The sequence below is a fragment of the Dialister micraerophilus genome (genome assembly GCF_947090205.1).
GTDB lineage: Bacteria > Bacillota > Negativicutes > Veillonellales > Dialisteraceae > Dialister > Dialister micraerophilus.
Map to the genome: position 1 here is coordinate 36,025 of NZ_CAMUNF010000010.1, position 15,343 is coordinate 51,367.

Here is a 15,343-nt window from a genome sequence, read left to right on the forward strand (position 1 = left end):
GCTTACCAGACATACGCAAGAACTTCTCCGCCCAAACCGGCTTTTCTTGCCGCTTTGTCGGTCATAATTCCTTTGGATGTGGAAATAACTGCTATTCCGAGGCCTCCCAATACACGCGGTAATTCTTCTTTGTTTGCGTAAATTCTCAAGCCCGGTTTTGATATTCTTTTCAGACCTTTAATTACTTTTTCACGGTTTGCTCCATATTTCAGTGTTGCGCGCAAAACTTTGTGATTTTCAACTTCAATCTGTTCTACTGTACGGATAAAGCCTTCATCTTTCAAAATTTCAAGCACAGCGGCCTTAATTTTAGAAGCAGGCATATCTACTTTTTCATGATATGCATCGTTCGCATTACGAATACGAGTAAGCATATCCGCAATCGGATCGGTTGTTACCATTATATTTAATCCTCCTCCCGAAATTTATTACCAGCTGGCTTTTCTAACGCCCGGTATTTCTCCACGGTATGCCAAGTCACGGAATTGGTTTCTGCAAACTCCGAATTTACGCATGTATCCATGGGGACGTCCGGTCAATTTACAACGATTATGCAAACGTGTCGGAGAAGCATTGCGAGGCAATTTACTGAGAGCTTCATAGTCGCCCGCTTCTTTCAAAGCACGACGTTTGGCTGCATATTTCTGAACCGCGATTTCTCTTTTCTTTTCGCGTTCCAACATAGACTTCTTTGCCATATTGTCCTCCTGCTTACTTCTTAAACGGCATTCCGAAGAGTCTCAAAAGTTCACGAGCTTCTTCATCTGTTCTAGCCGTTGTAACTACTATAATATCCATTCCGCGGATTCTGTCGATTTTTTCGTAATCGATTTCCGGGAAAATCAACTGTTCTTTAACGCCCATTGCATAGTTTCCGCGGCCGTCAAAGCTTTCCGCACTGACTCCTCTGAAGTCACGTACGCGGGGAAGTGCAATATTAATCAAGCGATCTAAGAATTCATACATTTTTTCATGACGTAAAGTTACTTTGCAGCCTAACGGCATTCCTTCACGAATTTTCCATGATGCGAGTGATTTCTTGGCTTTACAGATAATCGGCTTTTGTCCTGTTATCTGAGCAAGATCTGATGCCGCAGCATCTACTGCTTTGGAGTTTTCTGTCGCTTCGCCTACACCGATATTAATTACGATTTTTTCCAATTTCGGTATTTCCATTTCGTTTGTGTAGCCGAATTTTTCACACATGGATTTCTTTATCTGTTCTACATATAAATCATGTAATCTGGACAATTTTTATCCTCCTTTCCCCGTTACTTAACCTTATCTAAAATAGCACCGCTCTTAACGGAAGCTCTTACATATTTTCCGTCTTCTTGCTGTACTTTCTTAATACGTGTCGGTTTCTTTGTTTCAGGATCTAAAATCATTACCTTTGAAGCATGTAACGGCGCTTCTTTTGAAATAATTCCGCCTTTCGGATTTGCCTGGTTCGGCTTTACATGTTTCTTTACAATGTTGATTCCTTCTACAACTACTTTGTTGTCTTTGGGCATTGCGGAAATAATTTTTCCCTGTTTACCTTTATCTTTTCCGGATATTACTACTACCGTATCTCCGGTTTTTACGTGCATTTTATGACTCATTATGTGCCTCCCTTAGAGTACTTCCGGTGCCAGAGAGATGATTTTCATGAAATCTTTTTCACGTAATTCTCTTGCTACCGGTCCGAAAATACGGGTTCCTATCGGGCTCTTGTCGTCCTTGATTAAAACTACGGCATTTTCGTCAAAACGAATGTGTGATCCGTCTGCACGATTTACACCGTCTACTGTACGAACGATGACACCTTTTAATACCTGGCCTTTCTTTACAACGCCGCCGGGTGATGCGTCTTTCACCGTGCAAACCACTATGTCACCGATGCTACCGCTCCTGCGGAAAGAACCGCCCAATACTTTAATCACAAGGACATTCCTAGCACCGGTATTGTCTGCAACGTTGAGTCTGCTTTCTTGCTGAATCATCGTGCCAATCCTCCTATTTTTTTATTACATTAATTATGACGGGCAACGATTTTTTCTACTCTCCAACGTTTGTCTTTTGACAACGGGCGAGTTTCAACTATGCGTACTACATCACCGATACGACATTCGTTGTTTTCGTCATGTGCTTTGAATTTTGTTGTGGTATTTATAGACTTTTTGTACATCTTGTGCGGAACTTTACGTTCAACAGCTACAACAATTGTCTTGTCCATTTTGTCGCTGACAACAGTTCCCTGACGCACTTTACGTACGTTTCTTACTTCTGCCACGTTGAGATCCTCCTTTTGGATAAACCGTTATGCCTGCTTTTCTGCAGCCTTCAATTCTTCTTCACGCTGAACAGTTTTTATTCTGGCGATGGTCTTCTTTACTTCACGAATACGCATCGGGTTTTCAAGCTGTCCTGTAGCGAGTTGAAAACGGAGGTTAAACAGTTCTTCCTTCAAGCCGGCAACCTTCTTATCTAATTCGGCAGAGCTCAAATTACGAATTTCATTGACCTTCATTTTATTCACCTGCCACTTCTTGACCTTTAACTACAAATTTTGTCTTGATCGGCAGCTTGTGTCCTGCAAGACGCATTGCTTCTTTGGCCATTGCTTCCGGAATTCCGCCTATTTCGAACATTACGCGGCCCGGTCTTACAACTGCTACCCAGTATTCTACCGATCCTTTACCGCTTCCCTGACGGGTTCCGATCGGCTTTGCCGTTACCGGCTTGTCCGGGAATATTTTTATCCATACTTTTCCGCCACGTTTTGTATAACGTGTCATAGCGATACGTGCCGCTTCTATTTGTCTACTTGTAATCCATGACGGTTCCATAGCCATTAATCCATATTCACCGTATGTTACAGTGTTTCCGCGACGATCTCTTCCTTTCATACGTCCACGAAATTGTTTACGGTATTTTGTACGTTTCGGAATTAACATCAGGAATCACTCCTTTCGGCATTTCTAAGACGGCGATCGCTTCTTCTTCCGCCTCTGCGGTTTTCATTGCGGTTGTTTCTTTCCTTGCCTGTACGAACGTTTTCCGCTTCGTCTACCATCTGTCCCGGTGCAAGTTCGCCTTTATAAATCCATACTTTTATACCTATTGCACCGAATGTTGTATGTGCTACAGACACGCCGTAGTCAATGTTTGCTCTTAATGTCTGAAGCGGTATTGAACCTTCACGATAGCTTTCGGAGTGTGCAATTTCAGCTCCGCCCAAACGGCCTGATACTGTAACTTTTACTCCTTTTGCTCCGCTACGCATTGTTCTTCCTACTGCCTGTTTAACGGCACGACGGAAGCCGATACGACGTTCAAGCTGAGATGCTATATTTTCTCCTACGAGAATAGCACTCAAGTCGCTGGATTTAATTTCCAATATATCAATATCAATTTCTTTATCTGTAACAGTTTTTAAAGCTTTCTTGATATCTTCGATACCTGTACCGCCTCTTCCGATAACCATTCCGGGCTTGGCTGTATAGATAGCAATCTTTACTCTGTTTCCTACGCGCTTAATGCCGATTTTTGAAATACCTGCTACGAAGAGGTGCTTTTTCAAAAATTGACGAATCTTTGTGTCTTCCACCAGCTGTGCAGCATAATTCTTTTCTGCAAACCATTTGGAATTCCAGTCATTGATTACGCCCACGCGCATTCCATGCGGATTTACTTTCTGACCCAAAACGTTTCCCTCCTTTGATTATTCTTTTTCAGAAACTTTCACCGTCAGTATGCTGGTACGTTTCATAATTGCGAACGCTTGTCCGCGAGAACGGGGATGAACGCGCTTCAACACCGGACCTGCATCTACGAAAATTGTAGAAACATACAAATTATCAATATTCATATTATTATTGTTTTCAGCATTTGCCATTGCGCTCTTCAGTGCTTTTTCAATTACACTTGAAGCGGCTTTCGGGGTATGACGAAGAATATTTATCGCTTCTCCTACATTTTTACCACGAATAAGGTCTGCTACAACGCGAACCTTACGAGGCGAAATGCGGATATTTCTTGCTATTGCCTGAACTTCCATCTTTTTCCTCCTCGTTAAGCGTTTTCGCTCTTGTTATGACCTTTGAAGGTACGAGTAGGTGCAAATTCTCCAAGTTTATGTCCTACCATATCTTCAGTTATATATACCGGTACATGTTTTCTTCCATCATGAATCGCAATCGTATGACCTACGAAGCTCGGCAGGATGGTAGAAGCACGAGACCAGGTTTTTACTATTTTGTTCTCATTAGCTTCATTCATCGCATTAATCTTTTTTACAAGTGAGAATGCGACAAACGGCCCTTTTTTAACGGATCTTGACACTTTTACTCCTCCTTATCTTACTTGCGTCTCTTTACGATCAATTTTGTGGATGCCTTTTTCTTATCGCGTGTCTTCACGCCGTATGCAGGCTTGCCCCACGGAGTAACCGGACGCTTACGACCGACCGGTGATTTACCTTCACCACCACCGTGCGGATGATCATTCGGGTTCATTACTACACCACGGTTTGCAGGTCTTACGCCTAACCAACGATTTCTTCCTGCTTTACCTATGGTAATGTTTTCGTAGTCTTCATTTCCTACTGCACCTACAGTTGCTCTGCAACGAATGTGCACTTTACGTAATTCACCGCTCGGCAAACGAAGTAATGCATAGTCTCCTTCTTTAGCCATAAGCTGTGCGGAAGCTCCTGCAGAACGAACCATCTGCCCGCCTTTACCGATTTTCATTTCTACGTTGTGTACTACTGTACCTAACGGAATATTTACAAACGGTAAGCAGTTTCCTACTTTAATATCTGATTCCGGTCCGCTTGTTACAACGTCTCCGACATTAAGTCCCTTCGGTGCCAAAATGTAGCGCTTTTCACCATCTGCATAGTTCAAAAGTGCAATTCGACATGTACGGTTCGGATCGTATTCTACGGTTGCAACTGTTGCCGGAATATTATCTTTATTTCTCTTAAAATCAATAATTCTGTACTTACGTTTATGTCCGCCACCCTGATGACGTACTGTCGTCTTTCCGGAATTATTACGTCCGCCATGATTATGAATAGGAGCCAGAAGTGATTTTTCCGGTCTATTTGTTGTAATTTCATCAAAACTTGAAACAGTCATCTGACGGCGTCCGGGGGTGTAAGGTTTAAATGATTTGTGACCCATTGTTTACTCCTCCCTTAACCTTCGAAGAGTTCAATTGTTTCGCCCGGTTTGAGTGTAACAATTGCTTTCTTCCAATCACTGCGACGACCCTGAGTGCGGCCCAGACGTTTCATCTTGCCTTCATAACGCATGGTATTCACAGCCTGTACTTTTACATTGAAGACTTGTTCTACCGCTTGACGAATTTCAATTTTCGTTACATTAAGCGGTACTTGGAATGTATATTTTCCCTGTTCCATAAGAGCTGTCGATTTTTCCGTTACAATCGGTTTTATGAGGATATCACGTGCGTCCATTATGCCAGTACCTCCTCAATCTGTTTAACTGCTTCTTGTGTTATAAACAACTTTGTGTAGTGAACAAGGTCATAAATATTTATTCCGCAAGTTCCGATTGCTTTTACACCCGGAATGTTACGTGCACTTAATACCGTGTTTTCTACAGCTTTTCCGCCGTCTATAATTAAAGCTTTACTTGCTTCAAAAGCTTTCATCATTTCTACAACCTGTTTTGTCTTCGGTGCTTCGAAGTTTATTTGGTCGATAACAATCAATTCATTTGCACGAAGTTTTTCGCTTAATGCAGATTTTACTGCCAATCTACGTGCTTTCTTTGTCATACCTTTTGCATGACTTCTCGGTGTGGGTCCAAATACTGTACCACCGCCTACCCACAATGGTGATCTGATTGATCCCACTCTGGCACGACCGGTACCTTTTTGTCTCCACGGTTTTTTACCGCCGCCTCGTACAAGGCCTCTGGTTTTTGTGGCATGTGTTCCCAAGCGTTCATTTGCTTGCTGACGAACAACTGCCTGATGAATTACAGCTTCGTTATATTCTACACCGAATATGCTGTCATTCAACTCTACCTCACCGGCTGCCTGACCGGCAATGTTATACAGTGTTACTTTCGGCATTGAGATTTTCCTCCCTCTTCAGAACATTTTTCTGTTGTTCCATACAATATTATTTTGCAGATTTAACGGCTTCCTGCACTTTTACAAGGCCACCCTTAGGTCCGGGGATTCCGCCTTTTACAAGCATAAGGTTACGAGCGGTATCAATTCTTACCACTTTCAAGTTTTGCACGGTTACACGGTCACATCCCATGTGGCCCGGCATCTTCTTACCCTTGAAAACCTTTCCGCCGCCGCCTGACATACGAGCTCCCAATGAAGCTGTCTGACGGTGATTTTTTGAACCGTGGCTTTCCGGTCCGCGTTGATGGTTATGACGTTTAATTGTTCCGGCAAAACCCTTACCTTTGCTTATGCCGACTACGTCGATAACATCACCTTCTGCGAATATATCGGCAGCCAGAGTTTGGCCTACTTCATAAGCCGGTTTTTCCGAGAATCTGTGTTCACGAAGGAACTTTGTCGGAGCAACTCCGGCCTTTTCAAATTGACCCTTCAACGGTTTTGTAAGGTGTTTTTCTTTTATTGCACCATATCCGAGCTGAACTGCATAATAACCGTCTGTTTCAACTGTTTTTACAGCAACTACTGTGTTCGGCAATACTTCAATTACAGATACCGGAACCAAATCTCCGTTTTCTGCAAACACCTGAGACATTCCTAATTTTCTTCCCAAAATAGCTTTAGACATTTCGCACCTCCTTACGCTTTAATTTCAATGCTGACACCCGCCGGTAATTCCAATCTCATCAGCGCATCTGCTGTTTTCTTGGACGGATCGAGAATGTCAATCAATCTTTTGTGAACACGCATTTCAAATTGTTCACGACTGTCTTTGTTGACATGCGGAGAACGAAGAATTGTGTACACATTTCTTTCTGTCGGAAGCGGAATCGGTCCTGAAACTCTAGATCCCGTTCTCTTCGCGGTTTCCGCAATCTTCGCCGCACTCTGATCTACTGCTTTGTGATCATAGCCTTTAAGGCGAATTCTGATTTTTTCCTGTTTCGACATACTAAACCTCCTACGTTCATTTCTTGAATGAACTGCTCCGTGGAAATTCCCCTGCATCGCAGGCCACCTTCCACTTCATAGTTTTTTCGGCACCATGTAAAGAACTGCTTGTGTATTCTTTCTATAATGCTCAACTTTTAAATAATACTATTATTTTTAATAATTCGCAACTATTTTATAAAAACTTTATATTTATTTTTATACATAGTTCAAAGTTCGACAAACACTGAATATTTCTTAAGTTTATATTTTTGTTATAATTAAAAACACGCGCCCGTGTGTGTCCGCTTTTTTTATCACTATATCATAATTTTTACAAAACTTCCACTTTTTTACGTTTTCAAGCGTTTTTACGCTTAATTCGCTCTACTTCACGAATTAATTTCTTTTTGTTTAATTATTTATTTTAATACCCGTCAACATTTTATTTAAAAATAAGCTTTTTCCGATTATTCTGAAATAAATATTTTGTTTTATCAGGTTTATACAAAATATTGAAATAAAACATAATATTTAAAATTTCAAAAAAACATTATCAACCGCTTCATATTATGAAGCAATTTTACATATTAAATTGTAATCCATTACTCACTCTTCAGAGGAACCGCTTTTCTTGAAAACAATTTAACTGTCTACAGTTATATTCATTTCACATTTTATTTTTAGCAAAAAATTATTTTACACAAATTGTTTCACATAAAAAAGAGAACCGATTTCTCGATTCTCTTTTAAGTGTTTCTAAGATTATTTTATAATCTTGGATACTACACCTGCTCCTACTGTACGGCCGCCTTCACGAATTGCGAAACGCTGTCCTTCTTCGATTGCTACCGGTGTTATAAGTTTAACGGACATTTCAATGTTGTCGCCCGGCATGCACATTTCTGTACCTTCCGGCAATGCAATGTCTCCTGTTACGTCTGTTGTTCTGATGAAGAACTGCGGACGGTATCCGTTGAAGAACGGTGTATGTCTTCCGCCTTCTTCTTTCTTAAGTACGTATACTTGTGCTGTGAATTCTGTGTGCGGATGTACTGTGCCAGGTTTTGCCAATACTTGTCCTCTTACGATGTCGTCACGTTCTACACCACGCATCAATGCTCCGATGTTGTCTCCTGCCAATGCCTGATCCAATGTCTTTCTGAACATTTCTACGCCTGTGATTACTGTCTGGGTCGGCTTTTCCTGAAGTCCTACGATTTCAGCTGCGTCTCCTACTTTTACTGTACCACGTTCTACACGGCCTGTTGCTACTGTACCACGGCCTGTGATTGTGAATACGTCTTCGACAGGCATAAGGAACGGTTTTTCCGTGTCACGTGCCGGTGTCGGTACGTATTCGTCTACTGCTTTCATCAGTTCACGAATCTTTTCTTCGTCTGCCGGATTTCCGTTCAATGCGCCCAATGCGGATCCTACTATGATCGGCACTTCATCGCCCGGGAAGTCATAGGATGAAAGAAGGTCTCTTACTTCCATTTCTACCAAGTCGATAAGTTCCGGATCGTCTACCTGATCTGCTTTGTTCAAGAATACTACGATTGCCGGTACACCTACCTGTTTTGCCAAGAGGATGTGTTCTCTTGTCTGCGGCATCGGGCCGTCTGCTGCTGATACTACGAGGATTGCTCCGTCCATCTGTGCAGCACCTGTAATCATGTTCTTTACATAGTCTGCGTGGCCTGGGCAGTCTACGTGTGCGTAGTGACGGTTTTCTGTTTCGTATTCTACTGTTGCAGTATTAATTGTAATACCACGTGCTCTTTCTTCCGGTGCTTTGTCGATTGATGCATAGTCCAAGAAGTTTGCTTTACCTTCCAAGGACAATACTTTTGTGATTGCCGCTGTAAGTGTTGTTTTACCATGGTCTACGTGACCGATTGTTCCGATATTTACATGCGGTTTAGTTCTTTCATAATGTGCCTTTGCCATTTGAATATCTCCTTTTATTTTATTTTACTTACCGAGACGTTCTTCAGTAATCTGCTGAGAAATCGCCTTCGGAACTTCTTCATAATGATCGAATGTCATTGTAAATGTTCCACGTCCCTGTGTGGAGCTACGTAATGATGTAGCATATCCGAACATTTCAGAGAGCGGTACGAATCCGTTAATTTTGGATTCGGAATTTTCTGTTTCCATACCTTCGATGCGTCCACGACGGGAGTTCAATCCGCCGATAACGTCACCCATGTATTGTTCCGGTACTTCAACAACGACTTTCATGTACGGTTCCAAGAGAACGGGGTCCGCTTTTCTTGCACCTTCTTTGAATGCCATTGAACCTGCTACTTTGAATGCCATTTCTGAAGAGTCTACATCGTGGTATGATCCGTCGAATACGGTAACTTTAATATCTACCATCGGATATCCTGCTACTACACCGTCTTCCATTGCGGCTTCTACACCGTTCTGTACCGGATTGATAAATTCTTTCGGAATAACACCACCGACAACTTCATTTGCAAATTCAAAGCCTTCGCCCGGCTGTCTTGGTTCAAGACGCAACCAGCAGTGACCGTACTGACCGTGACCACCTGTCTGACGTACGAATTTACCTTCCGCTTCGACAGTTTTCTTAATTGTTTCACGGTATGCAACCTGAGGCTTACCTACAGTTGCATCTACCTTGAATTCACGTTTCATACGATCAACGATAATATCCAAGTGAAGTTCACCCATACCGGAAATAATTGTCTGACTTGTTTCCGGATCTGTGCGTACTTTGAATGTCGGGTCTTCTTCTGCAAGACGCTGAAGAGCTATACCCATCTTTTCTTGGTCCGCTTTTGTCTTGGGTTCTACAGCTACGGAAATAACCGGTTCCGGGAATTCCATTTTCTCAAGAATAATCGGACTGTCCATATCACAGAGTGTATCACCTGTGGTTACATCTTTGAAACCTACAGCAGCTGCAATATCACCTGTGTATGCGGCATCGATTTCTTTACGATTGTTTGCGTGCATCTGAACGATACGTCCTACACGTTCTTTCTTGCCTTTGGTTGAGTTGAGTACATATGTACCTTGGTGCATCTGTCCGGAATATACACGGAAGAATGCCAACTTACCTACAAACGGGTCTGTCATGATTTTGAATGCCAATGCCGACATCGGAGCATTGTCATCTACTGCACGTTCAGCTTCGCCGCCGTCAAGTAATGTTCCCTTTACCGGAGGAACATCAAGCGGTGAAGGCAAGTAATCGATTACTGCATCGAGTACCATCTGAATTCCCTTGTTCTTATATGCGGAACCGCAGAACACCGGGAACAATTTACATGCCAATACCTGTTTACGAATAGATTTCTTAATTTCGTCGATGGATAATTCTTCACCTTCAAGGTATTTTTCCATGAGGGTGTCATCACCTTCGGCTGCAATTTCGCAAATCTTTTCACGGTATTCTTCAACCAAGTCTTTCATATCTTCAGGAACTTCCTGAAATTCAATTTGCTTGCCGTCATCATCTTTGTAAACTTCGGCTTTTCTTTCCAACAAATCGATGATACCTACGAATGTATCTTGTTGGCCGATCGGAAGCTGCATAGCTACTGCTCTTGCATGCAAACGATCTTCAATTGTACCTACAGCACGCAAGAAATTTGCGCCTGTAGTATCCATTTTGTTGATAAATGCAATACGCGGTACGTGGTAATGGTCTGCCTGTCTCCAAACTGTTTCAGACTGTGTCTGAACACCGTCCTTAGCACTGAATACAGCAACAGATCCGTCCAATACACGCAAGGAACGTTCTACTTCTACAGTAAAGTCTACGTGACCTGGTGTATCGATAATGTTTACACGGTAACCTTTCCAATGGCAAGTTGTAGCAGCGGAAGTAATGGTTATACCACGTTCCTGTTCCTGCTCCATCCAGTCCATGGTAGCTGCGCCATCATGAACTTCACCAATCTTATGATTTACACCGGTGTAAAACAGGATACGTTCCGTGGTTGTTGTTTTTCCGGCATCAATGTGTGCCATAATGCCGATATTTCTAGTTTTTTGAAGCGTAAATTCTCTAGCCACGATAAGTCTCCTTTATAATTACCAGCGATAATGAGCAAATGCCTTGTTGGCTTCTGCCATTTTATGCGTATCTTCCTTTTTCTTAACTGCTGCGCCCGCATTGTTATATGCGTCCATCAGTTCTCCCGCAAGACGTTCTTCCATTGTACGTTCGTTACGCAAACGTGCATAGTTTACCATCCAGCGAATTCCTAAAGTCAGACGACGATCCGCTCTGACTTCAATCGGTACCTGATAGTTAGCACCGCCGACACGGCGAGCCTTAACTTCCAATACCGGCATAACATTATTCAAAGCCTGCTCGAAAATTTCGAGAGGTTCTTTGCCAAGCTTGCTTCGGCAAATATCAAATGCACCGTAAACGATAGATTCTGCGATGCCCTTCTTGCCGTCAAGCATAACCTTATTAATGAAACGAGTTACTACCTTGGAACCGTATACTGGATCCGGCAGCACGTCACGTTTCGGAACAGCACCTTTTCTCGGCATACAAGTTTCCTCCTTTTAAAAATGTTTGTTAATCACTTACTTCTTTTCACGTTTAGCACCGTATTTTGAACGGCCCTGTTGACGACCGGCTACACCTACTGTATCCAGTGCACCGCGGATGATGTGATAACGAACACCCGGAAGATCCTTGACACGTCCGCCTCGAATAAGAACTACACTGTGTTCCTGAAGGTTATGACCTTCACCCGGAATATAAGCTGAAACTTCAATTCCGTTTGTCAAGCGTACACGAGCTACTTTACGAAGAGCCGAGTTCGGCTTTTTCGGTGTAGCTGTATATACTCTTGTACATACACCACGTTTCTGTGGAGACTGTTTTAACGCCGGAGTCTTCGCCTTGGTATACAAAACTTCTCTACCTTTACGAACCAGCTGATTAATTGTCGGCAATATAGGCACCTCCTTTCCTCAATTGTATATTTATAATTGATCTTTCAAGATAAATCTTAAAAGATATTACCGAATTTATATGACTGCAGCAGTTGCAGCCTTGACTTTGATTTTGCAAGCACGTCCGATTTCTTTTCTTGTAAATTCACGATTTACGGAAATATTTCTTTCCTTGCAAATTTCCAAAAGCGGCAACGCAATACGTTCATCACAATCTTTTGCAATAAACACATGCTTAACTTTACCTGCGTCAATCGCTCTTTCCGTTTCTTTCAATCCGACTACAAAATCGGATTCACTTAACTCTTCCAAGCTCATTTCATCACCTGTTTTTTTGCATATCAAAATCACACACAATGGATTATAGCATTACACGGAAATCCTGTCAAATATTTACACTCATTTTATTCAGTATTTATTGATAACTTTTTTACAACGTATCCGTGTGTATCATTAATACTTTTTTTCATTATCATTTTTTTACATTTTCTCCAAAATGTTTTATTTATCTTAAAAGTTCTGTATAATTAAGTTAATATGGTATTGTTTGACACAAGGAGTAATCATGACTAAGAAAAATATTGTGGTTTATTGCGGTTGTCATCCTGGAAATAATTCCGTTTTTTCAAAAGTTGCCGAAGACGTAGGTACTCTTATAGCAAAAAAAGGTCATAACCTCATTTACGGAGGAGGAAAATCGGGCCTTATGGGAATTGTTGCAAATTCCGCAATGAAATCAAAAGGATTTGTAACCGGTGTTATTCCGGAAGTTTTTGTCAAAAAAGAACAAGCTCATTACGAGCTAAAAAAACTTTTCATTGTAAAAAATTTATCACAACGCAAAGAATATTTTCTCAAGCATGGTGATATTTTCATCATATTACCCGGAGGACTGGGTACTCTTGAAGAATTGGCAGATACCGCTTCATATATACGAACATACAAAGATTGTCTTGAAAACTACCCTATATATGTTTTAAATATAAACGGTTTTTACGATCCGCTTCTGAAATTATTTGAAACATATACACAATATTCATTTATTCCGCGCAATGAATGGGCAAATATCATTTTTTGCAATTCCGTAGAAGAACTGAATATACATATTTCAAAATTTGAAAACAATTGAAAGGACATTTTATGAGAAACAAAGAGCTTACGGAAAAAGGTGAAAAAATCAAACAGAAAATAATTGATGTAACATCAAGAATTTTACGTAACGAAGGTTTCAAAAAAGCGACAATACGAAGAATTGCAAAGGAATGCAATACAAATATCGCATCTGTAAATTATTACTTCGGTTCAAAAGAAGAGTTGATAGGTGCCGCTTTGGAAAAAATGATTTTCAACTTTGAAGCCATAGTAAGTTACTTGGATAAAACAGATTTACCGGTAAAAGAGCGTTTAAGAAAATACATACTCGGATACTTCAAATTGGCTCATCAACATCCTGCACTGTTCCGTTCAATTTCAAATCCTTCAAGTAATGATGCAAAAGACACCTACTTCATTTACTTGAATTTATTACATGACCAATCATGGGATAAGTTTTTAAGAAATGTAGGAGAATTGTCAAAAATTAATTCTCAACCGGATTTGGAGATGAAATGTATGCAAATTTTTTCGGCAATGGAGTATCCCATAATAGTTGAAATTAATCGTAAAAATTCATTTCTGTCAAAATATATTAAAAATGATGAACAATTGGAAAAATATGTAGAAATATTACTCCAAAGTATTGAGCACATATAAAAATATAGCAGATAAAATCTCATGTTTTATCTGCTATATTTATTTTACATATATTATAAAAAAAGGAAATCTCATTACGAGATTTCCTTTAATTTTATCACTTTTTATTCTTCGTGATTCATTTCGAATTTATCTGCAATAAATCCGTAAAAAGGCCAGCCCAAGAATGTAACCAATGCACCGTATGTCATAGCTTCAAATCCGGATGCATAGCATGCATACAAGCTGTAAATTACACCAAGAACTGCTGCAATCATGGACTTGCTCATTTCGCTTGTTCCACTCTTGCCGGCTGTCTTCATGATTACATATACTGCCGCCATGGACATAATGTATGGCACCAAGTTTGTGATAACTGCCAAATTTGTCAACTGTTCGAACTGCTCATTCAAACTCGGGCTGATTGTCATCAAGGATAACAATGTTTGAATTATGCCCAAAACAATCATTCCTGAAATCGGAGCGCCGTTGCTGCTTACTTTTGAGAATATCTTCGGAAAATAGCCCTCATCTGCGGACGCTTTAAACACGTTAGCTACTGTAAACTGCCAGCCGAGTAAAGAACCGATGCAGGCAATTGTCATAAGAGCCATTGCAGTCTTACCCGCAACTCCGCCCCACATTGTAGCAAATGCCAATCCGAAAGGCGCATTACTCTTGACAATTTCCGTTGCCGGAAGCATACCGAACATAACGTTTGTTGAAACGATGTATACAACTGCACAAAGAAGTGTTCCTGCCAATACTGCAAAAGGAACAGATTTTTCAGGATTTTCTACTGCATCCGCATTTGCACATGCAGATTCCAATCCCAAGAAGGACCAGAGTGTCATTGTAATAGCATTTACTGCAGCTTCACCTACCGGCAAGTTGTTATAATTCCAGTTAGCTGAATACTGATCCCCTGAAAAGAAAAACCAACCGCAAATTGAAATAGCGAAAATCGGTACAATAACTCCCCAAATTGTCACTGAGCCGATACGTCCTGTGATACTTGCACCACCGAAGTTGGCCAATGTGGTCACCCACAGAACTGCAATTGTTGCAAGGCATGTCATAAGCGGATTCAATGAAATATTAAAGAATGTAGAGCCGTAACCAACCGCTGAAATAGCGATAGCAACGTTTGCAATTACCAAGGAAATACCATATGTAAATCCACACATAAAGTTACCGGATTTTCCGAAAGCGTATTCAGCATAGCCGCCCATTCCGCCGCCTTTTCTACTGTACATACCGCACTTTGCGAATGCAAATGCCAAAAGCATGGAACCTACAGCGGTAACTACCCAAGATACAATTGACAAACCGCCAACCTGTGCCAACTTGGACGGGAGCATGATAATGCCGGAACCCATCATGTTAACAGCGGTAATAATTGTCAATTGTCCTACGCTCATCTTTTTAGTTTCAGACATAATTTAAATCTCCTTTAAAAAACAATTCATACTGCTCGATTCTCACCGAACAGGATAATATATATAAATCTTTAGTATTATCTATTATTTTACGAAATTCTTTTCGTATTCTTTCTTCAATACATAGCCGTATGCAT

24 protein-coding genes are annotated in these 15,343 nt (G+C 41.0%); 2 read left to right on the forward strand and 22 right to left on the reverse strand.

All coding sequences use genetic code 11. The annotated features are described in order from the left end of the window. Window positions 1-2: 2 nt before the first annotated feature. The 21 genes from rpsH to P6922_RS05500 form a co-directional block, all read right to left on the reverse strand. Window positions 3-401, reverse strand: a complete 399-nt coding sequence (rpsH, locus tag P6922_RS05400) for a 30S ribosomal protein S8 (protein WP_007554070.1) — start codon at window positions 399-401, stop codon at window positions 3-5. 27 nt (window positions 402-428) lie between these two features. Next, window positions 429-698: a 30S ribosomal protein S14 gene (gene rpsN / locus P6922_RS05405; protein ID WP_007554072.1), complete on the reverse strand. Its 270-nt coding sequence runs from the start codon at window positions 696-698 to the stop codon at window positions 429-431. A gap of 13 nt (window positions 699-711) precedes the next feature. Continuing rightward, on the reverse strand, window positions 712-1,251 hold the full coding sequence (gene rplE / locus P6922_RS05410) for a 50S ribosomal protein L5 (protein WP_007556220.1): 540 nt from the start codon (window positions 1,249-1,251) through the stop codon (window positions 712-714). A 20-nt stretch (window positions 1,252-1,271) separates the two neighbouring features. Next, window positions 1,272-1,604 (reverse strand): 50S ribosomal protein L24, encoded by a 333-nt coding sequence (gene rplX, locus P6922_RS05415; protein WP_007554081.1) that lies wholly within the window; start codon window positions 1,602-1,604, stop codon window positions 1,272-1,274. Window positions 1,605-1,616: 12 nt separating this feature from the next. Beyond that, a complete protein-coding gene (gene rplN / locus P6922_RS05420) occupies window positions 1,617-1,985 on the reverse strand; it encodes a 50S ribosomal protein L14 (protein ID WP_007554034.1) in 369 nt (122 codons plus the stop codon). Between the two features lie 29 nt (window positions 1,986-2,014). Next, a complete protein-coding gene (gene rpsQ, locus P6922_RS05425; protein WP_007554008.1) occupies window positions 2,015-2,275 on the reverse strand; it encodes a 30S ribosomal protein S17 in 261 nt (86 codons plus the stop codon). Between the two features lie 27 nt (window positions 2,276-2,302). After that, window positions 2,303-2,512, reverse strand: a complete 210-nt coding sequence (gene rpmC, locus P6922_RS05430) for a 50S ribosomal protein L29 (protein ID WP_007554074.1) — start codon at window positions 2,510-2,512, stop codon at window positions 2,303-2,305. A gap of 1 nt (window position 2,513) precedes the next feature. Continuing rightward, on the reverse strand, window positions 2,514-2,939 hold the full coding sequence (gene rplP / locus P6922_RS05435; RefSeq protein WP_276874953.1) for a 50S ribosomal protein L16: 426 nt from the start codon (window positions 2,937-2,939) through the stop codon (window positions 2,514-2,516). Continuing rightward, window positions 2,939-3,688 carry a 30S ribosomal protein S3 gene (gene rpsC / locus P6922_RS05440; RefSeq protein ID WP_276874955.1) on the reverse strand — a complete coding sequence of 250 codons (750 nt, stop codon included), beginning with the start codon at window positions 3,686-3,688 and terminating at the stop codon, window positions 2,939-2,941. The genes rplP and rpsC overlap by 1 nt, the downstream gene beginning before the upstream one ends. Before the next feature lie 18 nt (window positions 3,689-3,706). Further along, on the reverse strand, window positions 3,707-4,042 hold the full coding sequence (rplV, locus tag P6922_RS05445) for a 50S ribosomal protein L22 (RefSeq protein WP_007553984.1): 336 nt from the start codon (window positions 4,040-4,042) through the stop codon (window positions 3,707-3,709). A 14-nt stretch (window positions 4,043-4,056) separates the two neighbouring features. Then, window positions 4,057-4,326, reverse strand: a complete 270-nt coding sequence (gene rpsS, locus P6922_RS05450) for a 30S ribosomal protein S19 (RefSeq protein WP_007554076.1) — start codon at window positions 4,324-4,326, stop codon at window positions 4,057-4,059. Between the two features lie 17 nt (window positions 4,327-4,343). Continuing rightward, complete coding sequence (gene rplB / locus P6922_RS05455; RefSeq protein ID WP_007554051.1) at window positions 4,344-5,171, reverse strand: 50S ribosomal protein L2; 828 nt, start codon at window positions 5,169-5,171, stop codon at window positions 4,344-4,346. 14 nt (window positions 5,172-5,185) lie between these two features. Further along, the gene (gene rplW, locus P6922_RS05460) at window positions 5,186-5,467 is read right to left on the reverse strand and encodes a 50S ribosomal protein L23 (protein ID WP_276874956.1); all 282 of its coding nucleotides are present in this window, start codon (window positions 5,465-5,467) and stop codon (window positions 5,186-5,188) included. Further along, window positions 5,467-6,090: a 50S ribosomal protein L4 gene (gene rplD / locus P6922_RS05465; protein WP_007553951.1), complete on the reverse strand. Its 624-nt coding sequence runs from the start codon at window positions 6,088-6,090 to the stop codon at window positions 5,467-5,469. The genes rplW and rplD overlap by 1 nt, the downstream gene beginning before the upstream one ends. Window positions 6,091-6,139: 49 nt before the next feature. After that, on the reverse strand, window positions 6,140-6,781 hold the full coding sequence (rplC, locus tag P6922_RS05470; protein WP_007554006.1) for a 50S ribosomal protein L3: 642 nt from the start codon (window positions 6,779-6,781) through the stop codon (window positions 6,140-6,142). An 11-nt stretch (window positions 6,782-6,792) separates the two neighbouring features. Continuing rightward, window positions 6,793-7,104: a 30S ribosomal protein S10 gene (gene rpsJ, locus P6922_RS05475; protein WP_007553960.1), complete on the reverse strand. Its 312-nt coding sequence runs from the start codon at window positions 7,102-7,104 to the stop codon at window positions 6,793-6,795. Between the two features lie 744 nt (window positions 7,105-7,848). Continuing rightward, window positions 7,849-9,036, reverse strand: a complete 1,188-nt coding sequence (gene tuf / locus P6922_RS05480) for an elongation factor Tu (RefSeq protein WP_276874958.1) — start codon at window positions 9,034-9,036, stop codon at window positions 7,849-7,851. A 24-nt stretch (window positions 9,037-9,060) separates the two neighbouring features. Beyond that, complete coding sequence (gene fusA, locus P6922_RS05485) at window positions 9,061-11,136, reverse strand: elongation factor G (protein WP_276874960.1); 2,076 nt, start codon at window positions 11,134-11,136, stop codon at window positions 9,061-9,063. Window positions 11,137-11,154: 18 nt separating this feature from the next. Further along, window positions 11,155-11,625 (reverse strand): 30S ribosomal protein S7, encoded by a 471-nt coding sequence (gene rpsG / locus P6922_RS05490; RefSeq protein WP_007555315.1) that lies wholly within the window; start codon window positions 11,623-11,625, stop codon window positions 11,155-11,157. Between the two features lie 36 nt (window positions 11,626-11,661). Continuing rightward, window positions 11,662-12,036 (reverse strand): 30S ribosomal protein S12, encoded by a 375-nt coding sequence (gene rpsL / locus P6922_RS05495; protein WP_276874962.1) that lies wholly within the window; start codon window positions 12,034-12,036, stop codon window positions 11,662-11,664. 75 nt (window positions 12,037-12,111) lie between these two features. Beyond that, complete coding sequence (locus P6922_RS05500; protein WP_276874964.1) at window positions 12,112-12,354, reverse strand: ribosomal L7Ae/L30e/S12e/Gadd45 family protein; 243 nt, start codon at window positions 12,352-12,354, stop codon at window positions 12,112-12,114. A 247-nt stretch (window positions 12,355-12,601) separates the two neighbouring features. Between P6922_RS05500 and P6922_RS05505 the strand changes: the two genes are divergently transcribed. Together P6922_RS05505 and P6922_RS05510 are read left to right on the forward strand one after the other, a co-directional pair. Continuing rightward, window positions 12,602-13,165, forward strand: a complete 564-nt coding sequence (locus tag P6922_RS05505; RefSeq protein ID WP_276874966.1) for an LOG family protein — start codon at window positions 12,602-12,604, stop codon at window positions 13,163-13,165. Between the two features lie 11 nt (window positions 13,166-13,176). Continuing rightward, window positions 13,177-13,788: a TetR/AcrR family transcriptional regulator gene (locus tag P6922_RS05510; protein ID WP_276874968.1), complete on the forward strand. Its 612-nt coding sequence runs from the start codon at window positions 13,177-13,179 to the stop codon at window positions 13,786-13,788. Between the two features lie 104 nt (window positions 13,789-13,892). Here P6922_RS05510 and potE read toward each other — a convergent pair whose 3' ends face one another. Beyond that, window positions 13,893-15,206, reverse strand: coding sequence for a putrescine-ornithine antiporter (gene potE, locus P6922_RS05515; RefSeq protein ID WP_276874970.1), 1,314 nt, complete (start codon window positions 15,204-15,206; stop codon window positions 13,893-13,895). Window positions 15,207-15,343 lie beyond the last annotated feature (137 nt).